This is a genomic window from Archaeoglobus profundus DSM 5631, assembly GCF_000025285.1.
Lineage (GTDB): Archaea > Halobacteriota > Archaeoglobi > Archaeoglobales > Archaeoglobaceae > Archaeoglobus_B > Archaeoglobus_B profundus.
Genome location: NC_013741.1, coordinates 1,074,754 through 1,087,420 on the forward strand (window position 1 = coordinate 1,074,754; position 12,667 = coordinate 1,087,420).

At 44.8% G+C, this 12,667-nt stretch carries 11 protein-coding genes; 2 read left to right on the forward strand and 9 right to left on the reverse strand.

Translation table 11 applies throughout. From position 1 onward, the window contains the following. Positions 1-15 precede the first annotated feature (15 nt). The 8 genes from ARCPR_RS06315 to argB form a co-directional block, all read right to left on the reverse strand. Complete coding sequence (locus ARCPR_RS06315; protein WP_012940647.1) at positions 16-2,238, reverse strand: FAD-dependent oxidoreductase; 2,223 nt, start codon at positions 2,236-2,238, stop codon at positions 16-18. Positions 2,239-2,243: 5 nt separating this feature from the next. Further along, positions 2,244-3,506, reverse strand: coding sequence for a CoB--CoM heterodisulfide reductase iron-sulfur subunit A family protein (locus ARCPR_RS06320; RefSeq protein ID WP_012940648.1), 1,263 nt, complete (start codon positions 3,504-3,506; stop codon positions 2,244-2,246). Between the two features lie 87 nt (positions 3,507-3,593). Continuing rightward, positions 3,594-5,534: an adenylyl-sulfate reductase subunit alpha gene (gene aprA, locus ARCPR_RS06325; RefSeq protein WP_012940649.1), complete on the reverse strand. Its 1,941-nt coding sequence runs from the start codon at positions 5,532-5,534 to the stop codon at positions 3,594-3,596. 26 nt (positions 5,535-5,560) lie between these two features. Further along, a complete protein-coding gene (gene aprB / locus ARCPR_RS06330; RefSeq protein ID WP_012940650.1) occupies positions 5,561-6,013 on the reverse strand; it encodes an adenylyl-sulfate reductase subunit beta in 453 nt (150 codons plus the stop codon). A 77-nt stretch (positions 6,014-6,090) separates the two neighbouring features. Next, positions 6,091-6,438, reverse strand: a complete 348-nt coding sequence (locus ARCPR_RS06335; protein ID WP_012940651.1) for a DUF6955 family protein — start codon at positions 6,436-6,438, stop codon at positions 6,091-6,093. Positions 6,439-6,448: 10 nt separating this feature from the next. Further along, the gene (gene sat, locus ARCPR_RS06340; protein WP_012940652.1) at positions 6,449-7,819 is read right to left on the reverse strand and encodes a sulfate adenylyltransferase; all 1,371 of its coding nucleotides are present in this window, start codon (positions 7,817-7,819) and stop codon (positions 6,449-6,451) included. 153 nt (positions 7,820-7,972) lie between these two features. Further along, positions 7,973-8,371, reverse strand: a complete 399-nt coding sequence (hjc, locus tag ARCPR_RS06345; protein WP_012940653.1) for a Holliday junction resolvase Hjc — start codon at positions 8,369-8,371, stop codon at positions 7,973-7,975. Then, complete coding sequence (gene argB, locus ARCPR_RS06350) at positions 8,368-9,237, reverse strand: acetylglutamate kinase (protein WP_012940654.1); 870 nt, start codon at positions 9,235-9,237, stop codon at positions 8,368-8,370. Before argB ends, hjc begins: the two co-directional genes overlap by 4 nt. Before the next feature lie 48 nt (positions 9,238-9,285). On the opposite strand from argB, the gene ARCPR_RS06355 reads away from it, so the two are divergent. Together ARCPR_RS06355 and ARCPR_RS06360 are read left to right on the forward strand one after the other, a co-directional pair. Next, positions 9,286-9,831, forward strand: coding sequence for an HD domain-containing protein (locus ARCPR_RS06355; protein ID WP_048084512.1), 546 nt, complete (start codon positions 9,286-9,288; stop codon positions 9,829-9,831). Continuing rightward, entirely contained in the window at positions 9,812-11,281 is a 1,470-nt protein-coding gene (locus ARCPR_RS06360; protein WP_012940656.1) for a site-2 protease family protein, read from the forward strand. Before ARCPR_RS06355 ends, ARCPR_RS06360 begins: the two co-directional genes overlap by 20 nt. Here the strand turns inward: ARCPR_RS06360 and ARCPR_RS06365 are convergent. Then, complete coding sequence (locus tag ARCPR_RS06365) at positions 11,274-12,662, reverse strand: radical SAM/SPASM domain-containing protein (RefSeq protein ID WP_012940657.1); 1,389 nt, start codon at positions 12,660-12,662, stop codon at positions 11,274-11,276. The genes ARCPR_RS06360 and ARCPR_RS06365 overlap by 8 nt on opposite strands. Positions 12,663-12,667: the final 5 nt, after the last annotated feature.

Below are 12,667 nucleotides of genomic sequence, written 5' to 3' on the forward strand. Positions count from 1 at the left end.
ACAAAAATTAAAGGGTTAGAATCCCTTGTATGGGTTGGGGCCAATTTTCTGAATCTCCTCAACAAAGCTGTTTATGATTTCAGGAATCTTTGGCCAGTCTGATATCTCGACCTGAACGATTTTAACCCTCTCTGGCTCTATGAACAGTCTGTTCAAAGTTTCTTTCACGTTCTCCATTCTCCTATTAGCCAATTCGGAACCTCTTATAAAGTGACACTGGTAGTCCTCTCCAAACTTACATCCAAGCATCAATACTCCATCGATACCCTTTGACATTGCATCCGCTATGAAGACTACGTTCACGGAACCAAGGCATCTTACTGGAATTATTCTTACCAAAGGACTGAATTTGAGTCCGTTCTTAGCAGCCATGTCTATCGCTGGATATGCATCGTTCTCACAAGCAAACACGAGTATTCTCAGCTTACCCTCTTCAGATGGTACTGAGATCGACTTTATCATCGACGAAATCATGTCAACGCTGTACTGCTTGAAGGATATGATCTTCTCAGGACATGCACCGAAGCAGATTCCACATCTCCTACATCTGAGCGGGTTCGGCTGTGGTGTTCCCTTCTCGTCCTCATCCAAAGCTCCAAATGGACATTCCTCTGTACACCTCTTACACTGCGTACATCTCTGCAGGAAGAAGTTCGGATAGTCGATATCTCCAGTCCTTGGGAATATCGTAGCACCCTTCGCAACCAACTCGACAGTTTGGATTGCCTTTAGAGCGGCACCTCTTGCATCCAACTCGCAGTCCCTTATAGTCATAGGTGCTCTAACACACCCAGCTGGATAGATACCTGTTCTCCTGCTCTCATACGGGAAGCAGATGTAATGTGAATCGGGGAATGCGTATTTGAGAGTTGGTAGCTCTGGACCCTGTCTATACTGCAGGTTCAAAATCCACTCCTTACCTCTGTTCTCAAATGCAACTTCCTTAGGAACTGCTGGCTTTATGTGAGAATACGGTGGTTCGCCTTCATCTGGATACTCCTCCTTGACTGTGTACAATCCGTACATCGATGAGAGCATTCCAGTTACAAGAACAACCATGTCTACATCAACCGTTATATCCTCACCCAACAGCGTGTTTGTAACTTCAACTCTCAGCTTGTCTCCGTTTTGTGTTATGCTCTTCACTTCACCCTTAGTTAAGAATATCCCCTCATCCTGCTGAGCTTGTTTGTAGAATTCTTCGTAGATTCCGACTGTTCTTAAATCCTTATAGAAGACGAAAACATTTGCATCCTTGTTCATCTCTCTAATGCACAAAGCCTGCTTTAGAGAAGTAAGGCAACATACAGTTGAACAGTACGGTATGTGCTCGGGATCTCTCTGACCAGCACAGAGTATGAACGCAACGTCCTTCACAGCTTTTCCATCAACTTCAAGCTTACCTTCCTTGATCATCTGCTCAAGCTCGATATTTGTAACAACTCCCGGTAAGCCGTAGCCCAAGTTTGATAGTTTTGTAGGATCGTACGGCTTCCATCCAGTCGCAACGACGATTGCTCCGACCTTAAAGACTTCCTCATTACCCTCTCTATCTACAACAACATTGAACATTCCCGGCTGTCCTGAGATTGACTTTATCTTGGTTGATGTGTATACAGTTATGTTTTCGTTGTTCATGACCTCGTTTATCTTTTCGTTGATGTAAGATTCTGCATCGACTGGCTCTCTGTACGGGAACTTACCCGGCAGAATCTTCTTGAATTTCCTGACCCATCCACCCAATTCGCTTTCTTTCTCGACCAAGTATACCTTGTAACCAGCCTTAGCACACTCCAGTGCAGCCGTTAATCCCGTTACTCCTCCTCCAACCACGAGTATATCCTTTGAAGTTTCTTCCAAGTAAGGCTCTGGCAACTCTGTCTTCTGAGCTTGGACTATACCCATTCTGACGTAATCCTCAGCCAACTCCTGTGCGTGCTCATCGATATCGTGACTCCAGACAACATCTTCTCTAAGGTTTACTCTGACCGTTATAATGTCCTTACCGAAGTTAAATACATCCTGCTTAACTCTTGGAGAACATCCACAGATTACAACAGCGTTAACACCATTCTTTATGTCTTCTTTGATCATTTCAACGCCTTCTCTACTGCAGAGGGCTTTGTGAACCTTAGGGGTGATCTTGAACTCGTTTTCGACAACGCCTTTAATTTTCTCTATGTCCAGCTGATCTATACCACAGCCCGTACAAATGTAAACACCAACATTTTTCTCCATTTAAATCACCCCCTAACCACTTGAATAGCTCTTATAACCGCTCCAGTAGCGTCTCTATTGCTTGAGGCTACGTCAGCTGGCATTCTCGCTACACCACAGGGAATTATTCCCTCCTTCTCTACTACAAATCCGTAATCGTCGTATTCCAGTCCCTCAATCTTCTCAACAGCTGTTGTCGGTTGCATTCCAGTTGCCAATACAAGCAACTCTACTTCCATCTGAACCTTCTTGCCAGTTTCTGTATCTTCAGCGTGAACTATGACATTCCCATTCTCTCCCTCCTCAACCTTTGCAACCTTACCCCTAATGAATACGATGTTTTCATCCTGATCAACCTTCTGGAAGAAGTCCTCGTATCTTCCGTAAGCTCTCCTGTCTATGTAGAAGATGTAAACCTTTGAATCTGGGATTTGCTCTCTTACATACAGAGCGTGCTTCATCGTTGCCAAACAGCAAACTGCAGAGCAATACGGCAGATGATTCTCATCTCTTGAACCGGCACACTGGGCGAAAGCTACGATCTTGGGCTCTTTTCCATCGGAAGGTCTAACGATCTTACCCTTTGTTGGCCCACTTGGAGAAGCCAACCTTTCCATCATCATGTTTGTTATTACGTTTGGATACTTGCCAAATCCTAACGTTTCAAGCTTGGTGGCATCGTAAGGATTCCAGCCGGTTGCAACGATTATCACCTTGGCGTTTATAGTCAATTCCTGAGGTTGTTCATCCAAGTTTATCGCATCGTATTTGCAAACCTTAACGCATTCTCCACACTTGTTGCAAACATCTGGATCAATCACGTAGATTGGTGGAAAAGCCATGTCATGCGGTAAGTATATCGCCTTTGTCTTGTCCATTCCGAAGTCGAAGTCGTTTGGTCTCTCAACAGGACAAACCTTTTCGCATTCTCCACAAGCGGTACAGTTCTCGTTTACAAATCTCGGTCTTACCTCAACGAATACGTTGAAGTTCCCTGCAACACCTTCAACTTTCTTTACCTTTGCATTTGTAATCACTTGTAAGTTCTCGCAGTTCTTTAGCCTCTTGAGGAAAATCTCAAGACCGCAGTAGGGTGGGCACATCTTTGGGAAGTACTTGGTAAGCTGAGTAACTCTCCCACCCAAGTAGGGGTTTTTCTCAACGAGTGCAACACTGTACCCTGTTTCTGCTGCTTCAACTGCTGCTGTTAAGCCAGAAATACCACCGCCGATAACCAAGATATCGACGTTCATACTAATCCCTCTTTTAAGCTCTAAGCAGAATAACATACGAAGTTTAAAAGAGTTTCTATTTATTTGTTTCTTCTTTTGCCAAAAGGGGTCGAGAAAACAGAGCAAAATAAGAAAAAGAAAAATTTAGAGCTGCCAGTCGACTATCTGTATGTATGGTACCTTCTGCATCTCCCACTCGCCGGTCTCTGGGTTCTTCCTGCCGACAACGAAGACTTTCCAGTTCTCGTCGTCGATGTCTGGGTAGTCCATTCTGTAGTAGTAGCCGGGCCATCTTGTCTCCTGTCTGAAGAGCATGTGCTGTACGTGTGCCTCTGCAACGATGACTCTGTGCCACATCTCCCAGCACCTCATGAGCTCGTGCAAGTTCCTAGCAGCGAGCTTCTCCATGTCCTCCTTGAGCATCTGCAATCTCTCGAGAGCAATCTTAAGCATCTTCTCGTTAGTTCTGTACCACATTGAAGCTCCAGCTGCATATTCGTCCATGATCTTCTGGAGTCTCCAGAGTGCCTGCTTCGGGAACAGGTAGTTCGGGTTAATGTCTTCTCTCGTTGAAGCGTTCTTGAACTGTTCGTATGTAACCATCGGCTGGAAGATCTTCTTCTTCAACTCCTGCACCTTAGCCTCGTCGATCTCTGGGTTCGGGTTCTGCTCGACCACGTACCTTACGGCAGCCTTACCTGCGATTCTACCCTCGGTGAACGAACCGCTTGAGAACTTGTGCGGGTTAGCACCACTGCAGTCTCCAACTGCGAACAATCCCTTGATTGTTGTCATTCTGTTGTAGCAGAACGGGAAGAGCTTCTTGTACTCCTCTGGCATTAGGTCCTCTGGACCGCATACCCACAGACCTGCACAACCTGAGTGTGAACCCATCATGTATGGCTCAGCGGTCATGATCTCTGATGGCACCTTCTCAGGCTCGATGTTCAGAGCAGCCCAGAGCAATGCCTGTGACACTGTCATGTCAAGGAAGTCTTCCCAAGCCTCCTCGATGAGCTTCTTGAGATCCTTACCCTCTTCCTGCAACTTCTTGATAGCCCACTCCGTTCTCATGAGGATTGGTCCCCTACCGTTGATGAGCTCCTCAAGCATCTGGTGGTTTCTTAGTGGTGTCGGGGTTGGGACGGCATCAGCGTATGGCTTGTACTTCTCGATTGTCTCCTTCTTCTCGATGTATACTTCATCGAATGCGTTCGTAGCTACCGACTTGAAGAGCAGGAACCATGCACCGACTGGACCGTAACCGTCCTTGAATCTCGATGGAATGAATCTGTGCTCCATCTGGCATGTGTGAGCTCCAGCCTCGATAGCCATTGCATAACCGCTTCCAGTGTTGAACACTGCATACCAGATTCTACCCATACCTTCTCCGGTGCTTCTTGGTCTGAAGAGCAGTGTAGCACCACCAGTCGCGAGGATTACGGCCTTAGCCTTGAAGATGTAGAACTTCGGCTCTCTCACGCTGAAACCGACTGCACCAGCAACCCTCTGTGGGTCGTTCTTGTCCATTAGTAAGTGTGTTATGAATACTCTCTCGTAGATGTTCTCCTCACCCAAAGCCATCTTTGCAGCCTCTGCAATAATCGGCTTGTATGACTCACCGTGGATCATGACTTGCCATCTACCCTCTCTCACATACTTGCCGTTCTCGTCCTTCCAGATCGGCAGTCCCCACTTCTCGAAGAGGTGTACTGTTCCATCAACATGTCTTGCATAGTCGGCGACCAAGTCCTCTCTTGCGATACCCATCATGTCGAGTGTTACGTATCTTACGTAGTCCTCAATTGTGTTTGGCTTGTCGCCGACTTGCTGAGCTCTGCCTGACAGACCGAGGTAGGTGTTTATAGCAGATAGACCCTGAGCTACAGCACCACTCCTCTCAATTGCTGCTTTCTCTACGAGTGTTACTTTCAAGCCAGCCGCTTTAGCCCAGTAGGCTGCTTCGTAGGCTGCACCACAGCCAGAGAAACCACCACCGATGATCAATATGTCTGTCTCTACAGTCACATCCTGTACATCCTCTGGCTTGTACGTCTCTATATTCTTATATACCTCAACCGCCATTTAAACCACCTCACAAAAACATTAAGTTATGCCTTCTTCTTAACCTCAGGCAACTTGTCCAAGTCCAAAATCTGAGGCTCTCCCGCAAGAAGCTCGTTCTTCAAGTTGTCCAAGCTTGGCTCTGGGAAACCCTCGAATGGCTGAATTGAGCCCCATGGGGTCGTTCTTATCGGGAACTTGAATCTCAAAATCTTACCGTTTCTGAACTTGATTGTCCACATGATTGCATCGGTACCTCTCATTGGTACACACTGTGCCCCGAGGGGCACGAAGTCTACGTAACCTCTCATGTCAATAGCACCCTGTGGGCAGATCTTCACACAGCTGTAGCACTCCCAGCACATGTCTGGCTCCTGGTTGTACGCTTTCATCTTCTCCTTGTCCAAAACCATCAAGTCGTTGGGGCAGATGTACTGGCATGCTGTTCTCTCTAAAGCCTTACATCCGTCACACTTGTCTGGATTTACGTAACTTGGCATTCAACCCACCTCCAAAACTTTCAAATTTCAAATTCTTCGACCCTCCCTAACGGAAAAAATTTAAAAGCTTTACTATTTTATTCAATCTCCGGTGGCGGTATGTATTCCTCTTCCTTCTTCGCAAGCTCCTGAATCTCTGGTAATCTCTCAAGAACCTTGTCTATGACGTCCAACGATTTGGCTTTTGCGATCTCTTCGAACAAAGCTCTCTTGAAAGCCACTGGTAGGTCTTCGATGAACCCTCTCGAGTCGATTCTTGCTCTGTCGAAGGCTTTGAGTATTTGCTGTGACTTATCCTCAGGTACTTCGACCACTAGCATTTTCAGAGCTCCGCCGAAGATGTACTGGATTTTCTCCTCAAGCGGTGTTCCCTTTATCTGCTCGTACCTCTTATCGTCCAGAATAATACCTATGTAGTGAACCATTCCAACCACCTCACGCCTTAGGAATCTCCATCGGCTCCAAATCAATCTCAAGCTCCTTGTTTATGTACTCCAAGTACTTGTTGTTCACGAACGGATAGTTGAAGACCTTCCACCACTTGACTATCGCCTTGTAAACCTCTGGTCTCATCACGACCTTTGGAGGCATGACACCCTCGGCAACCATACCTCTTAAGAATGATCCGCTGAACTTCTGCTTTGCATCCGTGTGTCCACAGTTCTCGCTGTAGGCTATTTCTCCACAGATCGGACAGTACCAGAATTCGGCCATGTTCTGTGGAATGATCTTCAAACCGTAGTCAACCTCGTTTGGTGGAGCCTCAAAGCCAAAGCTTGGAATACCCTCACTCCACAGTATTTGGGTGGCGAACTTATCGTAGTATTCACCCACTGCTGCGTGGTCTCTACCGAACATGTGGTGCGTACAACCCATGTTTTGCCTTATTATACCGTGCAGTAGCGATTCGATTGGGTTACCGTATCTCATATCCCAAAGCGTGAATGTTACCATGTGCCTCGACGGCTTGATGTATCCGTACTTGTTAACAGCTTCGTGACCCTCGAGGATTGCCTCGTTCGGGTAGTCTCCCTTCCTCTTAGCTCCGATGATTGCGTTTACCAATATACCGTGGCATGGCTCGATGTCACCCGTGTAAGCGGCACACTTCATCAGCATCTCGTGGCCGGTGTGAGGGACGTTTCTCGTCTGGTGGGCGATGACGGTTCTCCACTTCTTCTCATTCTTGATAACTTCCCTACACTTTCTCGGTGGGAACCAGAATCTGTCATACGGCTCTCTGAACTTTGGCGGGTTAATTATCGTCCATTTACCAGCGATTACGTTTGGATGCATGCATCTGTATATCATCCAACCCGGATGCTTCTCATCAAATGGCTGTCTTACGACCTCTGGGTTATTCTCTGGTGTTCCGAATGTCCTCGTCGCCACATCCTTAGGATCGATCTTGTAGATCTCCTCAACATCCATTATGGCAAATGGCTGACCCTTGAGCTTGAGCAAGAGCCTATCTCCTTCGCTAACGTTCAAAGCTTTCAAATCTTCATCGCTTATGTCGAACAGAATTGGGTACGGGAACACCCACTCGTTCTCAAGCCTTCTCTCCTTCAAAACCCTTTCCAAGTCACCAGATGTCATCGAACCCTCTACCGGGCTGAAGAAGCCGTAGCAGACCGAGATTATCTCTCTGTAGACGTGCCTTATTGGGACACCCTTCGGATCGGTTGTTGGCTTGAGTTCGTATTCAATGGCACCAGCAGCCATTTTCTCAGCAACATCTCTCTTTTCTACGACTCTTTCTACCAACCTGCCACCGTGCGGTGGAGGCATCTTAAACTTCGGCATGTGTTCACCTCCTTTAACTCCGTATCCGATACCGTTTTCAACGACAACATATATATATTTTTCTATTTTTTCACTTAGCTCTCTAACAAAGCCTGCGGATACTTCGTTGAGTTAAATATAAGCGTTTCGAAATTTTTCGATTTGCAACAGTTTTTAATGTTCGAATCTGAGCTGCTTTAAGCCTCTAAGCTCGTCAAAATCGAAGCCTTTATAGAATATACTTTCGTCAATCTTGTAATTGCTCCTACATTCCACAAGCATGTCCAATGTGAAGAACCTCCACCTCATACCCTTAACCTTCAAAGCTATGAGTGGCTTGGCTCCGAACTTCTCCGCAAACTCTTTCAAACTGTTAACTTCATCTTTGGAAAGGTATAGAGGTAAGGACGATCTCATCTTTACCTCTATTGCCAAATAAGTCTTCCCATTTCCCGCAATTATATCGGGACAGGGATAGCTCATTACACCACTTGCTGGAGTTCTTACAGCGGCGAAACCTATCTCCCAAAGTTTGTGCAGTAGCTCCCTCTCAAATCTGTATCCTTTCCTCATGGCTCTACCATCGTTCCAATACCTTCCCTAGTAAACAGTTCGAGCAGAATCGAATGCTCCCTACCCTCTATTATGTGCGCCCTCTCCACACCGTTCTTTAGAGCCATAAGCACAGCTTCAACCTTTGGCAGCATCCCGCCACTAAAAACGCCGCTTTCAAGCATTTTCTCAAGGTCTTTAGCCTTTATTCTCGATATAAGTGAGCTTTTGTCCTTTGGATCTTTCAAGATTCCGGGAACGTCAGTGAGAATTATCAGCTTCTTGGCTTTTAAAGCCGAGGCTATATGCCCAGCAACTATGTCCGCATTTATGTTGTATATGTTTCCAGCCAAATCTGATGCCACAGGCGAAACTACTGGGATAAAGCCGTGATCTATCAGAATCTTCAGTATATCAGGATTGACGTATTCAGTCTCACCGACGAATCCCAAATCTATGATCTCCTCTAAATCTCCTCTCTTCCTCTTTATGAGCTTCTTCTTAGCAACTATGAGCAACCCATCTTTACCGCTAATCCCTACCGCCTTTCCACCATTCTTTATGAACATTGAAACTATCTTGGAATTTATCTTCCCATCTAGCACCATCTCGACAATCTCCATAGTTTCCTCATCCGTAACCCTCAAACCGTCTATAAACTTCGGCTTTATTCCAAACTTCTGCATTTTTTCCGAAATTTCTGGCCCACCACCGTGAACGACTATTGGCTTTATACCGACATAGTAAAGCAGTAGGACATCCTTAACAACGCTCTCTAGAACAGCATCACTAACCATAGCATGCCCACCAATTTTTATTACCATATACGAGCCGTAGAACTCTCTGATGTAAGGCAAAGCTTCTATGAGCACCTTAACCTTTTCCATAGAGGTGTGTTGGGAGAAATGATTTTAAGCTTACTCCCTATTCCTTTCATGGATCGCGGTGAAGCCTTGGAACTTTTGCGGAGCTACATCAAGAATGACAAGCTCATCAAACATTGCATAGCCACTTCAGCGATAATGAAGGAGTTGGCTAAAGAGTTGGGTGAAGATGAAAAAAGGTGGGAGCTTTTGGGTTTGTTACACGACATAGATTACGAATTGGTTGAAGGAGACATGAATAGACACGGAGTGGTTGGATCAGAAATTTTGAGAAAATACTTTGACGAGAGCTTTTGCGAAACTGTAAAGCACCATAACTACTTCATCTTTGAACCGAAAAGCAAGGAGGAAATAGCTTTAATTGCATCTGACAACATTTCTGGGCTAATAATTGCGTGTGCACTTGTTAAAGGCAGGAAGATTACAGCTGTAACTCCCAAGACTGTTAAGGAAAAGTTCAAGGAAAAGAGCTTTGCTAGAGGTTGCAACAGAGATATGATTGCTAGGATCGAGGAGCTTGGAATAAGCTTGGAAAGATTTTTTGAAATAGCTATAAAGGCCTTAGAGGGCGTGAAAGATGAACTCGGCCTTGAATGAATTTTTAATAGTTCTGATAGTTTTCCTTGCGTACTGGACTGCGGTTACTATCTTTAGGAGGAAACTTGAAAAAAGAAACGTATCGGTTATAGGACCTATACTATTAATAAGAACGAAGAAAGGTTTGAGTCTTCTCGATACCCTAGCTAAGCCAAAAAAATTTTGGAGAGCTTTTGGAGACGTTGGTATAGTTCTAGTTCTTTTTGGAATGGCATACATGATATTTTTAGTTCTTGTTATGGACTACATAATGCTCACATCCCCTCCAAAACCCTCTCCAGCAACTAGTCCGAGAAACATACTTCTCATACCCGGCTTGAATGAGTTTATTCCGCTTGTTTGGGGGCTGATAGGTCTTATAGTCACGCTTGTAGCCCACGAGTTCAGCCATGCAATTCTTGCAAGGGTTGAAAACGTTAGAGTGAAATCCTTAGGAGTTGTTCTAGCCTTAATACCCATAGGGGGTTTTGCAGAGCCGGATGACAAGGAACTAATGGAAAAAGAAAAGAGAAGTAGAATGAGAATATATTCTGCTGGAATAACGGCGAATTTCTTTACAGCTCTCGTAGCGTTTGTAATATTTTTTTCTCTCTTGGGATTCCTAAAGCCCCACGTAGTAGTCTTGAAGAGTTTTGAGAACTTTGATGAGGGTGATGCAATAATAAGCATAAACGGCTACAGTGTTGAAACTCCTCAAGATATTTTGAATGCTGTAGATGATCTAAAATCTGTTGTCGTTACAGTTAGAAAGCAGGATGGACGTGTCTTAAGCTTCGAAGTCGAACCAATTATGGGAGTTTACATAGCAGGGATTTTAAACAATACACCAGCTGAAATGGCTGGTATTAAGGAGAACTCGATAATAATCTCAGTAAATAGAATAAGGACTCCAAACGTTGAAGAATTTAGAAAAATTATGCTCAAAACGAAACCAAACGAAACTTTAACGCTTGAGATTCTGGAAGAAGGTAAAATCAAAACATACACAGTAAGGTTGGCCGAGATGGAGGGTCACGGGTTCTTGGGAGTTCTAATAGGTGGAGATTACTTTTCTGGGGCGGTTGTAGGGTACTCCAAGAATATAATAAACTCTTTGACGAAGATTCCACCAAACATTCAGGGCTTACTCTACTTAACTGCAATGCCATTCTACTTCAGAGGGTTTGATGGAATAACAAACTACTTCACACCCGAAGGTATCTTCGCCAACCTTGGAAACACAATATTTTACCTTCTCAACACATTCTACTGGATTGCTTGGTTGAACTTCTACGTTGGACTCTTTAACTGCTTACCAGCAATTCCTTTGGATGGGGGTAGGCTTCTAAACGATCTGTTGAGATACTTCATGAGAGAAAATGTGGTGGATACGATAACAAAATCGTTGGCCTTTTTCGTATTCTTTTCAATAATATTATCTATATTGATTCCCAACTTGAACTTCACCTGACCTCCTTCTTCAACCTCTTGTATGCAATTATACAACCCGGATCGGGTTTCAGGTAATCTCTGAAGTAAGCGTAAGCTCTTGCTCTACATCCCCCGCAAACGTATCTGTATCTACACTCGCCACATATTTCTATCTTATCTTTGTTTCTCAGATCTTCTAAAACTCTGTTGCTCTTCCAGAACTCCAAGAAATCATCTCCACAGCTGAAATCCTTGATGTTTGCCAGAGTTAGAGGGAAAAACACACAAGGCTCTATGTTTCCGTTGGCTCTCATAGCTAAGTAGAATCTTCCGCATCCACATCCTCCTATGAAGTCAGCCAAAACCTTTAGCTTTCCTTCTAGCTTGGGATTGTAGAAGTGCGTTGGGACGATTTCGCTCTCTTCCTGAATAGCAACTCTCGCATAATAGGGTGCCGTTGACATGAAGTTTATGCCAGTAGACTTCAGTCTGCTCCAAAGCTCCCTCAGAAGTCTCTCCTTTTCTTCAGCACTCAGATCCATCTCAAAGTCTCCTCTGCCAACTGGAATGAAGTTGTAGAGCATGAACCACTGAACTCCCAATTCCTCAGCCAAATCCATGATCTTCGGAATGTCTTGATAGTTCAGCTTTGTTGCAGTTGTGGATATGCACGTAATTAGTCCAGCTTCAACACAGTTCTTTATACCTTCCACAACCTTTTCGTAGATACCTCTTATACCTCTGAAAGATTCGTGAGTTTCTTTGGTTCCATCCAAGCTTATCTGCACAAACCAAACACCCAAATCTTTCAGCTTTTGAACGTTCTCCTTAGTTAGAAGTGTTCCGTTGGTCGCAACGGCAACAAACATCCCGTGATCTCTCACTGCTTTGGCCAACTCGAAGAAGTCCTTTCTAATTAGGGGTTCACCGCCACTGAAAGCTATTGCTGTTACTCCGGCATCAGCCAAAATCTCCATTGCCCTTAAAGCCTCCTGCGTGTTAAGCTCATCTTTCCAAGGCTTCCCAGCCGTTGAGTAGCAGTGCTTACACTTCAAATTGCATGCATACGTTACATCCCAAACGATGAGAAATGGAGCTCCGGGGACAAAGGGCTTCCTGACACCAAACTCAGCCAAGCCCCTAATAACTGAAATAAAACCTCTACGCCAGTAGGGATCTCTAAGCCTCTCCTTGAGGAGCTTTTCAGCATTCTCATCTCCGAAAGCTTTCAATCCAGCATCTATTACCTTTCTTATCGCCTTAAACTCAAGGCTCTTTACTTCCTCGTTGTTAGCGTAAGCCAGTAGATACTTATCGAGCTTAATTATACCATCTTTGTCCCTCTTAAGGGTGTGCTTGATAGCTTTTCTTGTAAGAGGATTACCAACTACATGCCCAAAGAATTCAACCATTCTATCCATGCTTA